The organism is Streptomyces sp. SID3212 (assembly GCF_009865405.1).
In the GTDB taxonomy this organism is placed as follows: Bacteria; Actinomycetota; Actinomycetes; order Streptomycetales; family Streptomycetaceae; genus Streptomyces.
The window spans coordinates 23,288-42,851 of the sequence record NZ_WWJY01000543.1; the positions used below are offsets into that span (position 1 = coordinate 23,288).

General features: G+C 72.3%; 14 protein-coding genes. 11 read left to right on the top strand and 3 right to left on the bottom strand.

The features are described 5' to 3' along the window. A complete protein-coding gene (locus tag GT042_RS16095; RefSeq protein WP_161309401.1) occupies positions 1–294 on the bottom strand; it encodes an antitoxin in 294 nt (97 codons plus the stop codon). Positions 295–451: 157 nt separating this feature from the next. Between GT042_RS16095 and miaA the strand changes: the two genes are divergently transcribed. The 6 genes from miaA (at position 452) to hflX (ending at position 8,509) form a co-directional block, all read left to right on the top strand. Then, a complete protein-coding gene (miaA, locus tag GT042_RS16100) occupies positions 452–1,390 on the top strand; it encodes a tRNA (adenosine(37)-N6)-dimethylallyltransferase MiaA (RefSeq protein ID WP_161309402.1) in 939 nt (312 codons plus the stop codon). Between the two features lie 107 nt (positions 1,391–1,497). Continuing rightward, the gene (locus tag GT042_RS16105) at positions 1,498–1,935 is read left to right on the top strand and encodes a hypothetical protein (protein WP_161309421.1); all 438 of its coding nucleotides are present in this window, start codon (positions 1,498–1,500) and stop codon (positions 1,933–1,935) included. Positions 1,936–2,046: 111 nt separating this feature from the next. After that, positions 2,047–2,952, top strand: coding sequence for a diaminopimelate epimerase (gene dapF / locus GT042_RS16110; RefSeq protein ID WP_345943788.1), 906 nt, complete (start codon positions 2,047–2,049; stop codon positions 2,950–2,952). A gap of 194 nt (positions 2,953–3,146) precedes the next feature. Next, complete coding sequence (locus GT042_RS16115; RefSeq protein ID WP_161309404.1) at positions 3,147–5,222, top strand: HD domain-containing protein; 2,076 nt, start codon at positions 3,147–3,149, stop codon at positions 5,220–5,222. Positions 5,223–5,308: 86 nt separating this feature from the next. After that, positions 5,309–6,838: a M1 family metallopeptidase gene (locus GT042_RS16120; RefSeq protein WP_161309405.1), complete on the top strand. Its 1,530-nt coding sequence runs from the start codon at positions 5,309–5,311 to the stop codon at positions 6,836–6,838. A 159-nt stretch (positions 6,839–6,997) separates the two neighbouring features. After that, positions 6,998–8,509, top strand: a complete 1,512-nt coding sequence (gene hflX, locus GT042_RS16125) for a GTPase HflX (protein WP_161309406.1) — start codon at positions 6,998–7,000, stop codon at positions 8,507–8,509. A gap of 293 nt (positions 8,510–8,802) precedes the next feature. Here hflX and GT042_RS16130 read toward each other — a convergent pair whose 3' ends face one another. Then, the gene (locus GT042_RS16130) at positions 8,803–10,020 is read right to left on the bottom strand and encodes a hypothetical protein (protein ID WP_161309407.1); all 1,218 of its coding nucleotides are present in this window, start codon (positions 10,018–10,020) and stop codon (positions 8,803–8,805) included. Positions 10,021–10,310: 290 nt separating this feature from the next. Here GT042_RS16130 and GT042_RS16135 point away from each other — a divergent pair, with 290 nt between their 5' ends. The 5 genes from GT042_RS16135 to GT042_RS16155 all read left to right on the top strand — a co-directional run bounded on the left by GT042_RS16135 (position 10,311) and on the right by GT042_RS16155 (position 18,347). Continuing rightward, positions 10,311–11,675, top strand: a complete 1,365-nt coding sequence (locus tag GT042_RS16135) for a diaminobutyrate--2-oxoglutarate transaminase family protein (RefSeq protein ID WP_161309408.1) — start codon at positions 10,311–10,313, stop codon at positions 11,673–11,675. Between the two features lie 32 nt (positions 11,676–11,707). Beyond that, a complete protein-coding gene (locus GT042_RS16140; RefSeq protein WP_161309409.1) occupies positions 11,708–13,675 on the top strand; it encodes an IucA/IucC family protein in 1,968 nt (655 codons plus the stop codon). Between the two features lie 43 nt (positions 13,676–13,718). Then, on the top strand, positions 13,719–14,396 hold the full coding sequence (locus GT042_RS16145; RefSeq protein ID WP_345943789.1) for a GNAT family N-acetyltransferase: 678 nt from the start codon (positions 13,719–13,721) through the stop codon (positions 14,394–14,396). Between the two features lie 142 nt (positions 14,397–14,538). Beyond that, positions 14,539–16,338 (top strand): IucA/IucC family protein, encoded by a 1,800-nt coding sequence (locus tag GT042_RS16150; protein ID WP_161309423.1) that lies wholly within the window; start codon positions 14,539–14,541, stop codon positions 16,336–16,338. 38 nt (positions 16,339–16,376) lie between these two features. After that, positions 16,377–18,347, top strand: a complete 1,971-nt coding sequence (locus GT042_RS16155) for an ATP-dependent DNA helicase (protein WP_161309410.1) — start codon at positions 16,377–16,379, stop codon at positions 18,345–18,347. Between the two features lie 114 nt (positions 18,348–18,461). Here the strand turns inward: GT042_RS16155 and lexA are convergent, their stop codons facing one another. After that, positions 18,462–19,247: a transcriptional repressor LexA gene (lexA, locus tag GT042_RS16160; protein ID WP_161309411.1), complete on the bottom strand. Its 786-nt coding sequence runs from the start codon at positions 19,245–19,247 to the stop codon at positions 18,462–18,464. Positions 19,248–19,564 lie beyond the last annotated feature (317 nt).

The following is a 19,564-nucleotide window of genomic DNA, read 5'->3' on the forward strand; positions in this document are numbered from 1 at the left end:
TCAGGCGGGAGGCGGCGGGGGAGGCGGGGTCCCACCGGGAGGAGTGCTCCCCGGTGTGGTGCCGCCGGGCGTGTGGCCGCCGTCGTCCAGGTGGGCGAGACGGTCCAACGCGCTCTTGGCCTTGCCCGTACCCGAGTCGATCTTGTCGCTGTACTTGCCCTTGGTCCGCTGGTCGACCGTACGGGCGGCCTTGTCCAGCCCGTCACCGATCTTGCCGCCGTGCTGCTGGGCGAGGTCGGAGACCTTGTCCTTGGCCGGGGACAGCCTGGCCTTGAACGAATCCATGAGGCCCATGGCCCACCTTCCCTTGAAAGACACATGAGTGGGCATACAAGCCCATCACCCTCATATCTCCCTTCCAGATTACGCTCAAGCCCCGCGAACGCACTCCGGAATCGTTCCGTCACACAACTCGTTCGGGCGGAGGCCCGGAGTTTGCGAGACTGGGCAGGTGAGAACCGCAGCTCGCGCACCACGGGTCATCGCCGTCGTCGGTCCCACCGCGGCCGGCAAGTCCGATCTGGGCGTCCATCTCGCCCGGCAACTCGACGGTGAGGTCGTCAACGCCGACTCCATGCAGCTCTACCGGGGGATGGACATCGGGACAGCCAAACTGACGACGGAGGAGCGCGCCGGGATCCCGCACCACCTCCTGGACATCTGGGACGTCACCGAGGCCGCCAGCGTCGCCGAGTACCAGCGGCTCGCCCGGGTGGAGATCGACCGGCTGCTCGCCGCCGGCCGCACCCCGGTGCTGGTCGGAGGCTCGGGGCTGTACGTACGGGGCGCCATCGACGCCCTGAACTTCCCCGGCACCGACCCCGAGGTGCGCGCGCGGCTGGAGGACGAACTGACCCTCCGCGGCTCCGGGGCGCTGCACGCCCGGCTGGCCGCCGCCGACCCCCCGGCCGGCCGCGCGATCCTGCCCAGCAACGGCCGCCGCATCGTCCGGGCGCTGGAGGTGATCGAGATCACCGGCAAGCCGTTCACCGCCAACCTCCCCGGCCACGACGCGGTGTACGACACGCTCCAGATCGGCGTCGACGTCGCCCGCCCCGAACTTGACGAGCGGATCACCCGCCGGGTCGACCGCATGTGGGAGGCGGGGCTCGCGGACGAGGTACGCGCCCTGGAGGGGCGAGGTCTACGGGAAGGGCGTACGGCCTCCCGCGCCCTCGGCTACCAGCAGTTGCTCGCCGCGCTCGCGCACGAGTGCACCGACGACGAGGCGCGCGCCGAGACCGTACGGGCCACGAAGCGCTTCGCACGACGTCAGGACTCGTGGTTCCGCCGCGACTCGCGCGTGCACTGGCTGAGCGGCGGAACGGAGGACCGCGAGGAACTCCCGCACCGGGCATTGACGTTGGTCGAACGAGCGGTCACAGCCTGATCACGTGATGGCATCGGGACGCTCAGGCCGTCATTCCCGTACCCGCGAGCGTGCCATCATCGAGCATCGATCGACCAGTGGAGTCCGAGTTGGGAGGGCGCGTGGCGATGGAGGCCGGCCCTCGCGACGGAGACCCCGCGGCGCGGCAGACCCAGGAGGACGCGCCGCGCCTGAGTCCCGACGGGCCCGACGAGGAGACCACCACCCCGGAGGTCGAGGTCGAACTGCGACCGCAGCGCAGGCTGCGGATCTGGCAGCTCGCGCCGATCGTGGTACTGGCCGCGGTGGGGTCCCTGATGTTCGCCTTCCCGCTCGCCTTCGGCACGGGCGACGGCGGAGCCGTGGTGGCGATGCTGGGGCTGCTGATCAGCTGCTGCGCCGCCGGCTGGGGCATGATGGCCGCCCGCAAGGTGGGCCACGCCTGGCCGGGGCTGCCCGCCCGGGCCTCCGGGGAGCGCCCCGACTGGCGGGTCATCGCCCTGTACGTCACCGTGGGCGCGGCCGTGGTCGCCCTCGCCGTGTGGCGGGTCGCACGCCTGCGCTGAGCGGTGCCCGATTCCGTGCGCGTGATTCCGTACGTCTGATCCCGCACCCTGATCCGCACGTCTGATCCCGCACGCCTGGCCTCGCGTGTCTGACCTCGTACGATGGATCCCGTGAGCACCTCGCCGACGGCATCCGCCGCACCGATCGCCTTCCTCAAGGGTCACGGGACCGAGAACGACTTTGTGATCATCCCCGACCCGGACAACGTCATCGACCTGCCCGCCCGCGCCGTGGCCGCGCTCTGCGACCGGCGGGCCGGCATCGGCGGCGACGGGCTGCTGCACGTCGTCCGGTCGGCGGCGCACCCCGAGGCGCGGGACATGGCCGGCGAGGCCGAGTGGTTCATGGACTACCGCAACGCCGACGGGTCCGTCGCGGAGATGTGCGGCAACGGCGTCCGCGTCTTCGCCCGGTACCTGCGGCGCGCCGGTCTGGTCGAGCCGGGCGACCTCGCCGTCGCCACCCGGGGCGGGGTGAAGAAGGTGCACCTCGCCAAGGGCCCGGGCACCGACGACGGGGACATCACCGTCGACATGGGCCGCGCGGTGCTCCCCGGCGGCGAGGTGACGGTCACCGTCGACGGCCGCGCCACGGCGGCCCGTAACGTCAACATGGGCAACCCGCACGCGGTCACCTTCGTCGACGACCTGGCACACGCGGGCACGCTCTTCACCGCGCCCGCCGTCACCCCGGCGACCGCCTACCCCGACGGGGTGAACGTCGAGTTCGTCGTCGGGCGCGGCCCCCGCCACGTCGCCATGCGCGTCCACGAACGCGGCTCGGGGGAGACCCGCTCCTGCGGTACGGGCGCCTGCGCCGTGGCCGTCGCCGCCGCCCGCAGGGAGGGCGCGGACCCCGCGGTGACCGGAGAGCCCGTCACGTACACCGTGGACCTCCCCGGCGGCCGGCTGGTCGTCACGGAACGCCCGGACGGCGGCATCGAGATGACCGGCCCCGCCGTCATCGTGGCGGAAGGTCACCTCGAACCCGCCTGGCAGGCAACGCTGTTCGGCTGAGGAGCCGGTCGAGCGGGTGTCGAGAGGGCGTCACGAGGGCACGGATCGACACCGAATGTTCGCTCGAACGAGTGATCAGTTTCACGCTGGGCGGGAGCTGGTCCGGACCACGTGGTGGGCTCGGTAGCATCAAGCACCGGCCCGGAGGGCGCTCCTGCTCCTCCGCCGCCGGTCGAAGCTGCCGGAGGTGCCCCATGAGCGCAGAGGCCACCAGCCCTGGTGCCCACGGCCGCAGACGCGGCCTTCCCCGGATCGACCTGCGCAGGATCGGCAGGGCCGCGCTGCTGGGGCCTGCCTCCAGAGGGCGGTTGTCGGACGCCATCGGCCATGTGGCCGACGCGCACCGGGCACACCACCCCGACGCCGACCTCTCCGTGCTGCACAAGGCGTACGTCCTGGCGGAGGCCTCGCACCGCGGGCAGTTCCGCAAGAGCGGCGAGCCGTACATCACCCATCCGCTGGCCGTGACGCTGATCCTCGCCGAACTGGGCGCGGAGACCACGACGTTGACCGCCTCCCTGCTCCACGACACCGTCGAGGACACGGACGTGACGCTCGATCAGGTGCGGGCGGAGTTCGGCGCGGAGGTCTGCTATCTGGTCGACGGGGTGACCAAGCTGGAGAAGGTCGACTACGGGGCCGCCGCGGAGCCGGAGACGTTCCGCAAGATGCTGGTGGCAACGGGGAACGATGTCAGGGTCATGTCGATCAAGCTGGCGGACCGGCTGCACAACATGCGCACCCTCGGGGTGATGCGGCCGGAGAAGCAGGCCCGTATCGCCAAGGTCACCCGTGACGTCCTGATCCCGCTCGCCGAACGGCTCGGCGTCCAGGCGCTCAAGACCGAGCTGGAGGATCTGGTGTTCGCGATCCTCCACCCGGAGGAGTACGCCCGTACGCGCGCGCTGATCGCGGACAACGCCACCGCCGGGGACGCCCTCGCCGCCATCTGCGAGGACGTCAGGCAGGTGCTGCGGGAGGCCGACATCACCGCCGAAGTCCTCGTCAGGCCACGGCACTTCGTGTCCGTGCACCGCTCCCGGCTCAAACGCGGCGAGCTGCGCGGCACCGACTTCGGCCGGCTGCTGGTGCTGGTCGGCGAGGACGCCGACTGCTACGCCGTCCTCGGCGAGCTGCACACCTGCTTCACCCCGGTGATCTCCGAGTTCAAGGACTTCATCGCCGCGCCCAAGTTCAACCTGTACCAGTCGCTGCACACGGCGGTCGCGGGACCGGACGGCGCCGTCGCCGAAGTCCTCATCCGTACGCACCAGATGCACAGCGTCGCCGAGGCGGGCGTGGTCGCCCTCGGCAACCCGTACGCCTCCGTGGACGTGGCGGAGCCGCAGGACGGCGAGCGGGCCGACCCGACCAGGCCCGGCTGGCTCTCCCGGCTCCTGGAGTGGCAGCAGGCGGCCCCCGACCCGGACACCTTCTGGACCACCCTGCGCGCGGACCTCGCCCAGGACGGCGAGATCACGGTCTTCCGCGCCGAGGGCGGCATGCTCGGGCTGCCCGCCGGGGCGAGCTGTGTGGACGCCGCGTACGCGCAGTACGGCGAGGCGGCGCACAGCTGCCTCGGCGCGCGCGTCAACGGCCGTCTGGCGACGCTCAGTACGGTCCTGCGGGACGGGGACACCGTCCAGCTGCTCCTGTCCCACGACGCGGCCTCCGGGCCCTCTCCGGAGTGGCTCGACCACGCCCGTACCCCCGCCGCCAGGATCGCGATCACCGGCTGGCTGGCCGCGCATCCCGAGAGCGTCAAGGCGCCCGCCGCGACGCCCAGGGCGCCCGCCACGCTCACCGCCGACCGGCGCGGGGCGTCCAACGCCCTGGTGGACCTGCCGGGCGCGACGGTACGGCTGGCCGGCTGTTGTACGCCCGTACCGCCCGACGCGGCCGTCGGCTTCGCCGTCCGCGGCGGCGCCGTCACCGTCCATCGCGAGGAGTGCCCCGCCGTCGGGCGGATGAAGGCGCTCGGCCGGGCCCCGGTCGGGGTGAGCTGGGGGGACGCGGCCGAATGCCGGGTCACGCTCTACGCCGAGTCCTTCGGCCGCCCGGGGCTGCTCGCCGACCTCACGGAGGCGATCGCCACGGCGGACGCGGCGATCGTCTCGGCCACCGTCGAACCGCCCAGCGAGCAGCGCGTCCGGCACACGTACACGCTCCAACTCCCGGACGCGGCGGGGCTGCCGAGCCTCATGCGCGCGATGCGGGACGTCCCGGGTGTGTACGACGTGAGTCGCGCCCAGCAGCCCGCCACGGCCTGAGCCCCGTCGGCGGGCCCCGCACCCGTTCGGGTGGGATCCGCGCGCGTCACCGGGGCGCGGCGGCCCGGCGCTGGTAGCGGTGGTCCATGCTGCTCACCTCCCGCCGGCTGCGCGCCGCCCTGCTCGCCGCCGCCTCGGCCACCCTCGTCGCCGCGACACCCTCCGTGGCGCCGCCCCCGCCCGAGCCGCTCGGCATCGGCGATCCGCTCTTCCCGACGCTGGGCAACCCCGGATACGACGTCCTCACCTACGACCTCGATCTCACCTACGGCGGCGACAACACCGAACCGCTGGACAGTGTCACCAAGATCGACGCCGTGACGACGCAGCGGCTGGAGCGGATCAACCTCGACTTCACCCACGGCGTGGTCCGCTCGGTACGGGTCAACGGCGAGCCCGCCACCTTCGCCACCGCCGGGGAGGACCTGGTCGTCACCCCCGAGAGGCCCCTCGCCGCCGGCGCCCGCATGGCCGTCACGGTCAGCCACACCAGCGACCCCCGGGGCACGGCGGGCGGCTGGGTGCGCACCACCGACGGGCTGGTGATGGCCAACCAGGCGGACGCCGGACACCGCGTCTTCCCCGGCAACGACCACCCCGCCGACAAGGCCTACTTCACCTTCCGTATCACCGTCCCCGAGAACCTGACGGCCGTGGCCAACGGTCTGCCGGAGGAGAAGAACCGCGCGGGCGCCACCACCACCTGGACCTACCGCACCCACCACCCCATGGCCACCGAGCTGGCGCAGGTCTCCATCGGGAAGTCGGCCGTCCTGCACCGGGAAGGACCGCGCGGACTGCCCGTACGGGACGTCGTACCGGCCGCCGACGTGGCGAAGCTGGAGCCCTGGCTCAAGAAGACCCCCGCGCAGCTGAGCTGGATGGAGGAGCAGGTCGGCCCGTACCCCTTCGAGACGTACGGACTGCTGATCGCCACCGCCCGGACGGGCTTCGAGCTGGAGACACAGACCCTCTCCCTCTTCGAACGCGCCCTCTTCACCCGGCCCGAGTACGCCGAGTCGTACGTCGACGCGATCATGGTCCACGAACTGGCCCACCAGTGGTTCGGCAACAGCGTCACCCCGCGCACCTGGTCCGACCTGTGGCTCAACGAAGGACACGCGAGCTGGTACGAGGCCCTGTACGCCGAGCAGTACGGCAAGAAGCCGCTGGTGGAGCGGATGCGCAGCGCGTACGAGCTGTCCGACAGTTGGCGCGCCGGGGGAGGGCCGCCCGCCGCCCCCCAGCCGCCCACGCCGGGTCACCAGATCAGCCTCTTCCGGCCGGTCGTCTACGACGGGAGCGCCCTGGTGCTCTACGCGCTGCGCCAGGAGATCGGCGCGAGCGCCTTCCAGCGGCTGGAGCGGCTCTGGGTGCGCAAGCACCGGGACTCCACGGCCACCACGGCCGACTTCACCGCGCTGGCCTCGGACGTCGCGGGGCGTGACCTGAGCGGCTTCTTCCGGGTCTGGCTGTACGGGAAGAAGACGCCGCCGATGCCCGGTCACCCGGACTGGCGCACCGAGACGACGCCCGCCAACCGGCCGGGCGGCCGGGACACGGCCCCCGGGGCGGCCCCGGACACGGCACGGGAACAGCCCGTGAAACCGGAGTGACGACCGGGCGGAAGCGTGCCACCATCAACGGGTCGGACAGCGGGCGGCGCGGCCGGGAATCAATCCGGACCGTCACGCGTTGTGACGACCGAGGGGAATGCCAGAGCCTGGAGCCGCGGCGTCTCCCGTATTCACTTCCCCCAGCGACGTAAGGATCCAATGACCTCCTCTTCCTCCCCTTCCCAGAACGCGCAGACCTTCGCGGACGACAGCACTGCGGACACCCGCACGGACAGCCTTCGGGCCGATGCTCTGATGGAAGAGGACGTCGCCTGGAGCCATGAGATCGACGGGGAGCGGGACGGCGAGCAGCTCGACCGCTCCGACCGCGCGGCCCTCCGCCGTGTGGTGGGTCTGTCCACGGAGCTCGAAGACGTCACCGAGGTCGAGTACCGGCAGCTGCGCCTGGAGCGTGTGGTGCTCGTCGGCGTGTGGACGTCGGGGACCGTGCAGGACTCCGAGAACTCCCTCGCGGAGCTGGCGGCGCTCGCCGAGACGGCCGGCGCCCTGGTCCTCGACGGAGTGATCCAGCGCCGTGACAAGCCCGACCCGGCCACGTACATCGGCTCCGGCAAGGCCCAGGAGCTGCGGGACATCGTCCTGGAGAGCGGCGCCGACACGGTGGTCTGCGACGGTGAGCTGAGCCCCGGCCAGCTGATCCACCTCGAAGACGTCGTCAAGGTCAAGGTCGTCGACCGTACGGCCCTGATCCTCGACATCTTCGCCCAGCACGCCAAGTCCCGTGAGGGCAAGGCGCAGGTCGCGCTGGCCCAGATGCAGTACATGCTGCCGAGGCTGCGCGGCTGGGGCCAGTCGCTCTCCCGGCAGATGGGCGGCGGCGGCGGTGGCGGCATGGCCACCCGCGGCCCCGGTGAGACCAAGATCGAGACGGACCGGCGCCGGATCCGCGAGAAGATGGCGAAGATGCGCCGGGAGATCGCGGAGATGAAGACCGGCCGCGAGATCAAGCGGCAGGAGCGGCGCCGCAACAGGGTGCCGTCGGTCGCGATCGCCGGGTACACCAACGCGGGCAAGTCGTCCCTGCTCAACCGCCTGACGGGCGCCGGGGTGCTGGTGGAGAACTCGCTGTTCGCCACCCTGGACCCCACCGTGCGCCGCGCCGAGACGCCGAGCGGCCGGATCTACACGCTGGCCGACACGGTCGGCTTCGTCCGGCACCTGCCGCACCATCTGGTCGAGGCGTTCCGCTCCACGATGGAGGAGGTCGGCAACTCCGACCTGATCCTGCACGTGGTGGACGGTTCGCACCCCGCGCCGGAGGAGCAGCTGGCCGCCGTGCGCGAGGTCGTCCGTGACGTGGGCGCGGTGGACGTCCGCGAGATCGTCGTGATCAACAAGGCCGACGCGGCCGATCCGCTGGTGCTCCAGCGGCTGCTGGGCGCCGAGCGGTACGCGATCGCGGTCTCGGCCCGTACGGGCCAGGGCATCCCCGAACTGCTCGCCCTCATCGACGCCGAACTGCCCCGGCCCGAGGTCGAGGTCGAGGTGCTCGTGCCGTACACGCTGGGCGGGCTGGTCTCGCGGGTGCACGCCGAGGGTGAGGTCCTCTCCGAGGAGCACACCCCGGAGGGCACGCTTCTCAAGGCACAGGTCCACGAGGAGCTGGCGGCGGCGCTGTCCGCGTACGTGCCGGTGCCGGTGGCGCCCTGACCGTACGAAAGCGCATGCAACTGAGCGCCGTTCCACGCCAAGGGGCCCTATCCCTCCTCACGAGGGATCGGGCCCCTTGGCCGTTGTCGTCCGGGCCTCCGCGGCGCTTCTCGTCCGCTAGGGCGTGTCCGCAAAGTGGCGTCTGGCCCGCGGCGTCTGGCACGCGCGCTCGCGGCGTTGTCGGACCGAGCGAGTACATCCAGTACACGCTCGGTCCTCCGCCTTGCGATCGCACGCACCAGACGCCGCGGGCCACGCCCTGCGGGCGAACGACGCCACTTTGCGGACACGCCCTAGTCCGCGAACTTCTCGCTGACCGCGTCGTAGATGCCCTTCGCCACGTCACCGAGGCGCGGGCCCGCCAGCCAGCCGGCCTTGACCGGGCCGATCGACGTGTTGGACACCAGGGCGGGCTTGCCGTCCGCGCCCGCCGCGACCCAGCCGCCGCCGGACGAACCACCCGTCATCGTGCACCCGATGCGGTACATCGTCGGGTCGTCCGCCTTCAGCGACAGACGGCCCGGCCGGTCCGCGCACTGGAACTGCTTCTGGCCCTCGAACGGCGGCGCCGCCGGGTAGCCGGTGGCCGTCACGCTCGTGATGTCCGCCGTGGCCGGGGCGTCGAAGTCGACCGGCAGCGCCGCGCCGACCGTCTCCTCCAAGGACGCGCCCGTGCCGCCCTTCTCCGGCGTCACATGGATGACCGCGAAGTCGTAGGGGGCGCCCAGCCCACCGGTGGACGAACCCTGCGCGATCCACTGGTCGGAGGTCTGCGCCCCGTCCGCCCACCACAGGCCGTGCGGGGCCTGCTTGTCGGGGTCGGCCTGCAACTCGGCCTCCGACAGACCGTCGTTGTTGTACGAGGGGACGAAGACCAGGTTGCGGTACCAGCCGCCGTCCTTGCCCGCGTGCACACAATGGCCCGCCGTCCAGACCATGTTGGACTTGCCGGGGTGGGCCGGGTCCTGGACCACGGTCGCCGAGCAGACCATCGACCCCTTGGGGCCGTCGAAGAACAGCTTCCCCGACGCGGGCTCGGCGGCGTCGTACGGGGTGCTCACGGCCTGCGCCTCGACCGGCTGCGGCGTCGGGTCGGTGACCCCCGCGTCGCCCGAGATGTCATGGGCCTCGACCGGCTGCTCCGGGGGCTTCTGCGCGTCGCGCATCCGGTCCGGGTCCCACAGGTCCTTGATGATCGGGTTGACGAAGTCCCTGGCCTCACGCAGCCACTTGTCCTTGTCCCAGTCCTTCCACTCGCCGTTCTTCCACTTGTCCATGTCGATCCCGCGCTCCTTGAGGCGCTCCTTGAGATCGTCAGGGATCTGGATCTTGCCGTCGGCGGGGGCACCGCTCGCGGTGGACGAGCCGGACGCGGTGTCGTCGCCCGAGCCGCAGGCCGTGGCGGTGAGTGCCAGCACCGTGGCCATGGAGACCGCCGCGAGAGCGGACGACATCCCGCGCCCCGCGCGCCTTCCCCTGCGGACGGCGGACGTCGGGCGAATGGGTCGCATGCGTGAATCCCCCTGGGACTTCGGAGTTGTTCTCGGCTGTAGGAACCGTCGGCGCACCCGGTCACGGTCCTGGACGCCGGACGCGCCCCCCAACTATGCCGTTGCCGATGGGGACGGCGTACGGCAGGGGCGTGGTTCCGGACCCAAGGATCTTCCCACGGGCCCGTGATCCCGGGCGTTCCCCGTCGTTGACATGTGCGGGGACAAACAACGTGTCCACCGCCGGGCCCCGGCGGGCGGACGCCGTACCGACCGACAACGTATCCGTGACTGCGGGAGGACCATCAGCCGTGGCCGTGACCGAACCAGCTCCGGCGGCACCGACCGTCGCACACGAGGGCATTCTGCGGCGCCAGGCGCTGCGCGAATCGGCGGCCCGTACGTATGCGAGGTCGCTGCCCATCGTCCCCGTACGGGCCCGGGGCCTGACCATCGAAGGCGCCGACGGCAGACGGTACTTGGACTGTCTGTCGGGCGCGGGCACCCTGGCCCTCGGGCACAACCACCCGGTCGTCCTGGAGGCGATCAGGAAGGTCCTCGACTCCGGGGCGCCGCTCCATGTCCTGGACCTCGCCACCCCGGTGAAGGACGCGTTCACCACGGAGTTGTTCGCCACGCTGCCCGCGCGGTTCGCGCGCCACGCGCGGGTGCAGTTCTGCGGCCCCGCGGGCACCGACGCCGTCGAGGCCGCCCTCAAGCTGGTCCGTACCGCCACCGGCCGCGCGGGCCTCCTCTCCTTCACCGGCGCCTACCACGGGATGACGGCCGGGGCCCTCGCGGCGTCCGGCGGAGCCCCCGACGTACGGGTGACACGGCTTCCTTACCCGTACGACTACCGGTGCCCGTTCGGCATCGGCGGGGAGCGCGGCGCCGAACTCGCCGCGCGCTGGACCGAGAACCTCCTCGACGACCCCAAGGGCGGGGTCGCCGCGCCCGCCGCGATGATCCTCGAACCGGTGCAGGGCGAGGGCGGAGTGATCCCCGCCCCGGACGCGTGGCTGCGCAGGATGCGGGAGATCACCGCGGCCCGCTCCATCCCGCTCATCGCGGACGAGGTGCAGACAGGAGTCGGGCGGACCGGTACCTTCTGGGCCGTGGAGCACAGCGGAATCACCCCTGACGTCATGGTTCTCTCCAAGGCGATCGGCGGCTCCCTCCCGCTGGCGGTGATCGTCTACCACGAGGATCTCGACTGCTGGCCGCCCGGCGCCCACGCGGGGACGTTCCGCGGCAACCAGCTCGCCATGGCGGCGGGCGCGGCGACCCTCGCGTACGTCAGGGAGAACCGGCTCGCCGAACGCGCCGCGCTCCTCGGTGCACGCATGCTGGGACAGCTCCAGGGACTCGCCGCCAACCACCCCTGCATCGGGGACGTCCGGGGCCGGGGCCTCATGATCGGGGTGGAGCTGGTCTCCCCGGAGGCCGACGCCCCGGCTCCGCCCGACCCCGTCCTCGCCAGGGCCGTCCAGCAGGAGTGCCTCCGCCGCGGGCTCATCGTCGAGCTCGGCGGCCGGCAGTCCGCCGTCGTCCGGCTGCTCCCTCCCCTCACGCTCACCGACGAACAGGCCGCGGCGGTCCTCGACCGGTTCGCCGACGCCCTGGCCGCCGCCGAGCGGGGAGCGCTCCTCCGGACAGAATCCGGTCCGTCGCACTGACCCCGGACCCCTTCACAAGGAAGCCCCCACTCGTGAACCCCACCGCACCCGATGCGCCCGAGGCCGACGGCCGTTCCTCCGCCGAGACCCCCCTCACCGTCGAGTCGGCCACGGTGCCGCGGCAATCGGTCGCGAGCCCCGCCGAGACGCGCCCGCCGTCCGCCGGCCAGGCCGCCCCCACCGCTGTCGCCGCCCCCACCGACGACCGGTCCGCCCCCACCGACGACCGGCCCGGCCACCCCGACGACCGGCCCGGCCACCCCGACGACCGGCCCGGCCACCCCGACCATCTCGACCACCCCGACCCGCAGAAGGCGGCCGACGCGGCGGCGGTCGAGAACCTGCTGCGCTGCTGGGTACGGGAGAACGGCATCGCCCGCCCCGACGGCGACGTGCTGCGCGTCCCGCTCCACGTGAGCGGCACCGCCCTGCTCGTACCGCTCCGGTACTGGTCCGCCACCGGCTGGCACCGCTTCGGCATGCCGTTCCTGGAGAGCGCCCCGAGCGGCGCCCCGGCCGTCGAGGCCGTCACTCTCGCGGCCCTCCTCGGCCGGGAGTCCGGCCGCTTCCAGGGCACCGACCTCGTCGGCAGGGTCGCCGATTCCGTCCGCCACACCGCCGAGTTCCTCACCGACCGGCGCCGCCGCCCCGGACCCACCGTCGGCGCAGACCTCTTCCTCACCGCCGAGCAGTCACTCGTCCTCGGCCATCCCCTGCATCCCACCCCCAAGAGCCGCGAAGGGCTCTCCGAGGCCGAAGTCCGGCTCTACTCACCGGAGTTGCGCGGCTCCTTCCCGCTCCACTGGATGGCCGTCGACCGCTCCGTCCTCGCCACCGACTCCGCCTGGACCGAGCAGGGCCGTGTGGTCCCGGCGGGACAGCTCACCGCCCGGCTCCTCGGCGACCTCCCCCTCCCCGACCACACCGTCCCGCTGCCCCTCCACCCCTGGCAGGCACGGGACCTGAGGCACCGTCCGGAGGTCGCCGGCCTCTTCGACGCGGGCCTCCTCCACGACCTCGGGCCCCAGGGCGACTCCTGGCACCCCACCTCCTCGATCCGCACCGTGCACCGGCCCGGCGTCCCGGCCATGCTCAAGCTCTCCCTCGGCCTGCGCATCACCAACTCCCGCCGGGAGAACCTCCGCAAGGAACTCCACCGAGGCGTCGAGGTCCACCGCCTGCTGCGCGCCGGACTCGGCAAGGAGTGGCAGGCCGCCCACCCCGGCTTCGACATCGTCCGCGACCCCGCCTGGCTCGCCGTGGACACCCCGGACGGACACCCCGTCACCGGACTCGACGTCATGCTGCGCCACAACCCGTTCCGCCCCGGCGACGACGCCGTCTGCATCGCCGCGCTGACCGCGCCCCGGCCGTACCCGGGCAGGTCCGGCACGCACTCCCGGCTCGCCGCGACCGTCGCCGCGCTGGCCGCCCGTACCGGCCGCTCCACCGCCGCCGTGTCCGCCGAGTGGTTCCTGCGCTACCTCGACCACGTCGTGCGCCCCGTGCTCTGGCTGGACGGCACCGCGGGCATCGCCCTGGAGGCCCACCAGCAGAACACCCTGGTGCTGCTCGACGCCGACGGCTGGCCGGCCGGCGGGCGCTACCGCGACAACCAGGGCTACTACTTCCGCGAGTCCCACCGCGCCTCCCTGGAGCGCCGCCTCCCCGGCATCGGGACGGTCAGCGACACCTTCGTCTCCGACGCGGTCACCGACGAACGCTTCGCCTACTACCTCGGCATCAACAACGTCCTCGGCCTGATCGGCGCCTTCGGGGCGCAACGGCTCGCCGACGAGCGGGTGCTCCTCGCCGCCCTGCGGCAGTTCCTCGCCGGGGCCACGTCGCTCGGCTCGCCGCTGCCCGCACTCCTCCTGGAAGCCCCCACCCTGCGCTGCAAGGCCAATCTGCTCACCCGCCTGCACGGCCTCGACGAGCTGGTCGGGCCCGTCGACACCCAGTCCGTCTACGTCACGATCACCAACCCCCTTCGCCGTTGAAGGAACACCTCCCTGTCCGAACTGCCGAGAGGAGAGCGCCACTGTGCCTCCCACCGATGCGAGCGCCGAGGACACCCTTGATCTGCGGCTGACCGACGAACTCACCGCGCTGTTCGCGGACGGCGATCCGCCCGGCCCCGCCCCCGACGGCCGGCTCCTCGACTCCCCCGCAGGGTGGGGGCCCGTCACCACCTCCGTCGGTGTCTTCCAACTCGTCCCCGTCCGGGTCGAGCGCGACCTTTCCCTGATCAGCCGGTGGATGAACGATCCTGCCGTCGCCGCGTTCTGGGAGCTCGCGGGACCCGAATCCGTCACCGCCGACCACCTGCGCCCGCAGCTCGACGGCGACGGACGCAGCGCCCCGTGCCTCGGTGTGCTCGGCGGGATCCCCATGAGCTACTGGGAGATCTACCGGGCCGATCTCGACCCGCTCGCGCGCCACTACCCGGCCCGCCCGCACGACACCGGGATCCACCTCCTCCTGGGAGGCGTCACCGACCGGGGCCGGGGCGTCGGCACCGCCCTCCTCAGGGCCGTCGCCGACCTGGTGCTCGACCACCGCCCGCGCTGCGGACGCGTCCTCGCCGAACCCGATCTCCGTAACACCCCCTCCGTCTCCGCGTTCCTCAGCGCCGGATTCCGCTTCGGCGCCGAGATCGACCTACCCGACAAGAGAGCCGCCCTGATGGTCCGCGAACGCGCCCTTCGCGACCTGCTCTGACCGGACCGCCGCCTTGAACACACCGCTCGATCCCTTCCGGTTCACCTCCCGAGGAGTCCCCGTGCCTCAGTCCTCCGTCACCCACGACTCCAGCCACGACGCGGCTCACGACACGGGCCACCACGCGGGCCACGAAGCGGCCATGGCCGCCGAGGGCTCCGCCGCCCTGTTCTCACCGCCCGAGCTGACCGCCCAGGCCTGGGACCGCGCGGCCGGCCGCCTTCTCGCGAAGATGCTCGGGGAATTCGCGTACGAGGAGATCATCGAGCCGCGCCCCGGCGAGGCCGACGGCCTCTACACCCTCACGCTCGACGCCGGCGAGACCCTGATCTTCCGCGCCGCCCGGGGCTCGTACGGCAGCTGGCGCGTCGACGCCGACAGCGTCACGTCGGGGGGCCGGCCCTTCACGGACCCCCTGCGCTTCCTGCTCCTGGCCCGGGGACTCCTCGCGCTCGACGGCGCGACCCTCGGCCACCTCGTCCGCGAACTCACCACCACCCTCGCCGCCGACGTCAGACTCGACCACACCGCGCTGAGCGCCGCGCGCCTCGCCGACCTCGGGTACGCGGAACTCGAAGGACACCAGACAGGCCACCCCTGGATCGTCCTCAACAAGGGCAGAATCGGCTTCTCCGCCCCCGACGCCGCCCGCTGGGCCCCCGAGGCCCGCACCCCCGCCGCGCTCCCGTGGATCGCCGTCAGCACCTCGCTCGCCACCTATCGCGGCGTCCCCGCCCTGCACGCCCCCGACCTGCTCTACGCCCTCGAACTCGACGCGGCCGTCCGCGAGCGCTACGACCGCGTCCTGCGCGACCGGGGCCTCGACCCCGCCACGTACCTCTACCTGCCCGTCCACCCCTGGCAGTGGGACGAGGTGCTCCTCCCGCTCTACACCCCGGAGATAGCCCGGGGAGCGGTCGTGCCGCTGCCCTCCGACGGCGACCTCCGGCTGCCGCAGCAGTCCGTCAGAACGTTCCTCAACGTCGACCGGCCCGACCGGCACACCGTCAAACTGCCGCTGTCCGTCCTCAACACCCTGGTCTGGCGCGGTCTGCCCACCGAACGCACCATCGCCGCCCCCGCCGTCACCGCCTGGGTGCACGGACTGCGCGACGCCGACCCCTTCCTGCGGGACGAGTGCGGGGTGATCCTCCTCGGCGAGGTGGCGTCCGTGGCCGTCGAGCATCCGCTGTACGACCACCTCCCCGAGGTCCCGTACCAGTACAAGGAACTGCTCGGCGCGATCTGGCGCGAACCCCTCCAGGCGCGGCTGGCCCCCGGCGAGCGCGCCCGTACCCTCGCCTCGCTGCTCCAGACCGACCCGCGCGGACGGGCCCTCACCGCCGAACTCGTCACCCGTTCCGGACTGGACCCGGCCGTCTGGCTCGAACGGCTCTTCGCCGCTCTCCTGCCGCCCCTGCTGCACTTCCTCTACCGGTACGGGACGGTCTTCTCCCCGCACGGCGAGAACGCCATCGTGGTCTTCGACGACCAGGACGTGCCGGTCCGGCTCGCGATCAAGGACTTCGTCGACGACGTGAACGTCAGCGCCCGGCCGCTGCCCGAGCACGACACGATGCCCCGCGAGGTGAAGGACGTCCTTCTCACGGAAGAGCCCGGCTTCCTGGTGCAGTTCATCCATTCAGGGCTCTTCGTCGGTGTGTTCCGCTATCTGGCGCCCCTCTGCGAAGAACAACTGGGCGTGTCCGAGGGCGAGTTCTGGTCCCTCGTACGGGCGGAGGTCGTCCGGCACCAGGACCGCTTCCCCGAACTCCGGGAGCGCTTCGAGACGTTCGACCTGCTCACCCCCCGTATCGCGCGCCTGTGCCTCAACCGGAACCGGCTCCACCTCGACGGCTACCGCGACCGCGCGCAGCGCCCGCACGCCGCCGTGCACGGTACGGTTCCCAACCCGCTGGCCTCCCCGCCGGGCGGTGGGTGAACGCCGTTGTCAGTGGTGCACCGTAGGGTGGTCGGGCTATGACGAAGCCAACACTCCCCGAGCTCCTCCATGCCGCCGTGACCTCGGTCGGCGGCGTGGAACGGCCAGGCCAGGTCACCATGGCCGAGGCCGTCGCCGAAGCCATCGACGCCCCGTCCCACCTCCTCGTGCAGGCCGGCACCGGCACCGGAAAGTCCCTCGGCTATCTGGTGCCCGCGCTGGCGCACGGAGAGCGCGTCGTGGTGGCCACGGCGACGCTGGCGCTGCAACGCCAGCTCGTGGAGCGTGATCTTCCGCGTACGGTCGACGCGCTGCACCCGCTGCTGCGGCGGCGGCCCGAGTTCGCCATGCTCAAGGGCCGGTCCAACTACCTGTGCCTGCACCGTCTCCGCGAGGGGATGCCGCAGGAGGAGGACGACGGGCTCTTCGACCAGTTCGAGGCCGCCGCGCCCACCAGCAAGCTGGGCCAGGACCTGCTCCGGATGCGGGACTGGGCCGACGAGACGGAGACCGGGGACCGCGACGACCTCACCCCCGGGGTCTCCGACCGGGCCTGGTCGCAGATCTCCGTCTCGTCCCGGGAGTGCCTGGGGGCGGCGAAGTGCGCGTACGGCGCCGAGTGCTTCGCCGAGCTGGCCCGTGAGCGCGCCAAGCTGGCCGAGGTCGTGGTGACCAACCACGCCCTGCTCGCGATCGACGCGATCGAGGGCGCGCCGGTCCTTCCGCAGCACGAGGTGCTGATCGTCGACGAGGCCCATGAACTGGTCTCCCGGGTCACCGGGGTCGCCACCGGCGAGCTGACCCCCGGCCAGGTCAACCGCGCGGTGCGGCGGGCCGCACGGCTCGTCAACGAGAAGGTCGCCGACGAGCTCCAGACGGCGGCCGAGACCTTCGAGCGGCTGATGGAGCTGGCCCTGCCCGGCCGCCTGGAAGAGGTCCCCGAGGATCTCGGTTACGCGCTGATGTCTCTGCGTGACGCCTCGCGTGCGGTGATCTCGGCGCTCGGCTCGGCCCGCGACAAGTCCGTGCAGGACGAGGACGTCGTACGGAAGCAGGCCCTGGCCGCCGTCGAGAGCGTCCACGGCGTGGCGGAGCGGATCGCCAACGGGTCGGAGTGGGATGTCGTCTGGTACGAACGCCACGACCGGTTCGGCGCCTCCCTGAGGGTCGCGCCGCTCTCCGTGTCGGGGCTGCTGCGGGAGAAGCTCTTCGCGGACCGCTCGGTCGTCCTGACCTCCGCCACGCTCAAGCTGGGCGGGGACTTCAACGGGGTGGGCGCCTCGCTGGGGCTGGCGCCGGAGGGCACGGCGGGCGACGACGTCCCGCAGTGGAAGGGCCTCGACGTGGGCTCGCCGTTCGACTACCCCAAGCAGGGGATCCTGTACGTCGCCCGCCACCTGGCCACGCCGGGCCGGGAGGGCTCGCGCGGCGACATGATGGACGAGCTGGCGGAGCTGGTCGAGGCGGCCGGTGGCCGTACGCTCGGGCTGTTCTCCTCGATGCGGGCCGCGCAGGCGGCGGCGGAGGAGCTGCGGGTCCGGCTGGACGTGCCGATCCTGCTCCAGGGCGAGGAGACGCTCGGCGAGCTGATCAAGGCGTACGCGGCCGACCCCCGGACCTGTCTGTTCGGCACGCTCTCGCTGTGGCAGGGCGTCGACGTGCCGGGGCCCAGCTCGCAGCTGGTGGTGATGGACCGCATCCCGTTCCCGCGCCCGGACGACCCGCTGATGAGCGCGCGCCAGAAGGCGGTGGAGGAGGCGGGCGGCAACGGCTTCATGGCGGTGGCCGCGACGCACGCGGCGCTGCTGATGGCCCAGGGGGCCGGACGGCTGGTCCGGGCGAGCGGCGACCGGGGGGTGGTGGCGGTCCTGGACCCCCGGCTGGCGAACGCGCGGTACGGCAGCTTCCTGCGGGCGTCCCTGCCCGCTTTCTGGTACACGACGGACGGCGCCCAGGTCCGGCGCTCCCTGGCCGCGATCGACGCGAAGGCGAAGGCGGACGGCCTGTGACCGGGGCGGCCGGTCGCTGACGGTGTCAGCCGGTCACTGACGGTGCCGGAACGTGAACGGGGCTCCCGGGACCTCAGGTCCCGGGAGCCCCGTTCGGAGCCGGCAGTGGCTTCCTCACACGCGGCGCAGCACCGCGACCACCTTGCCGAGGATCGTCGCCTCGTCGCCGGGGATCGGCTGGTACGCCGCGTTGTGCGGGAGCAGCCACACGTGTCCGTCCTCGCGCCGGAAGCGCTTGACGGTGGCTTCGCCGTCGAGCATCGCGGCCACGATGTCGCCGTTCTCGGCGACCGGCTGGCGGCGCACCGTCACCCAGTCGCCGTCACAGATCGCGGCCTCGATCATCGAGTCACCGACCACCTTCAGCACGAACAGCTCGCCGTCCCCCACCAGTTGACGGGGGAGCGGGAAGACGTCCTCGACGGACTCCTCCGCGAGGATCGGTCCGCCGGCCGCGATCCGGCCGACCAGCGGGACGTACGACGCGGCGGGCTTTCCTGTCGTGTCGGTCTGCTGGGTGCTGGGCTGGTCGGAGCCCCTGACCTCGTACGCCCGCGGCCGGTGCGGATCCCTGCGGAGGAACCCTTTCCGCTCCAGTGCCATCAGCTGATGGGCCACCGACGATGTGCTGGAGAGACCGACGGCCTGGCCGATCTCCCGCATCGACGGGGGGTACCCACGCCGTTGGACCGAGTCCCTGATGACCTCGATGACCCGCCGCTGCCGGTCCGTGAGACCGGAGCTGTCCGCCCTGATTCCTGGAGGCCTGCCGGGCAGTGACCGGTTGGGCTTGGGCCCCTCCGGGTTCGTGACTGCGTCATTCATTGCATGCACCGGCTCGAGTCGGCTCTGGGAGCGGTCCTGGGCAGTGATGGTGGCACTGTCTGCGGTGGTGGTCACGTCGGGCCCCTCTCGAAATGTTCTCCCTAGCTGGACAACGGTAGTTGCTTTCGAAAGGTTGCGCCAAACACACGTTCGAGTGAAAAACCGAAGAGTGTCTTACGTGTGCGACTTACCAGGTGTATAGCCGGTCCTGACCGGGCCGGCCCGCAGGCGGTCCCCGCGCCGTATCCTCCCACCGGCCGGGCCGGAATCCGGGCCGCCGCGCCCTTCCCGTACCCTCGTGGCCGGTCCTCGCCACCCCGCCCCCGCCGGGGCGCGCCCCCGGGAACGACCCCCGGGGCGACACGCGGAACACGCCGGGGCCTAAGATGCGG

What these genes read in the sequence shown, in the direction of transcription:
- hflX (WP_161309406.1), top strand. Translation starts at nt 6,998, where the DNA reads ATGACCTCCTCTTCCTCCCCTTCCCAGAACGCGCAGACCTTCGCGGAC.
- GT042_RS16150 (WP_161309423.1), top strand. Translation starts at nt 14,539, where the DNA reads ATGGCCGCCGAGGGCTCCGCCGCCCTGTTCTCACCGCCCGAGCTGACC.
- GT042_RS16120 (WP_161309405.1), top strand. Translation starts at nt 5,309, where the DNA reads ATGCTGCTCACCTCCCGCCGGCTGCGCGCCGCCCTGCTCGCCGCCGCC.
- GT042_RS16115 (WP_161309404.1), top strand. Translation starts at nt 3,147, where the DNA reads ATGAGCGCAGAGGCCACCAGCCCTGGTGCCCACGGCCGCAGACGCGGC.
- GT042_RS16130 (WP_161309407.1), bottom strand. Translation starts at nt 10,020, where the DNA reads ATGCGACCCATTCGCCCGACGTCCGCCGTCCGCAGGGGAAGGCGCGCG.
- GT042_RS16095 (WP_161309401.1), bottom strand. Translation starts at nt 294, where the DNA reads ATGGGCCTCATGGATTCGTTCAAGGCCAGGCTGTCCCCGGCCAAGGAC.
- GT042_RS16105 (WP_161309421.1), top strand. Translation starts at nt 1,498, where the DNA reads ATGGAGGCCGGCCCTCGCGACGGAGACCCCGCGGCGCGGCAGACCCAG.
- GT042_RS16155 (WP_161309410.1), top strand. Translation starts at nt 16,377, where the DNA reads ATGACGAAGCCAACACTCCCCGAGCTCCTCCATGCCGCCGTGACCTCG.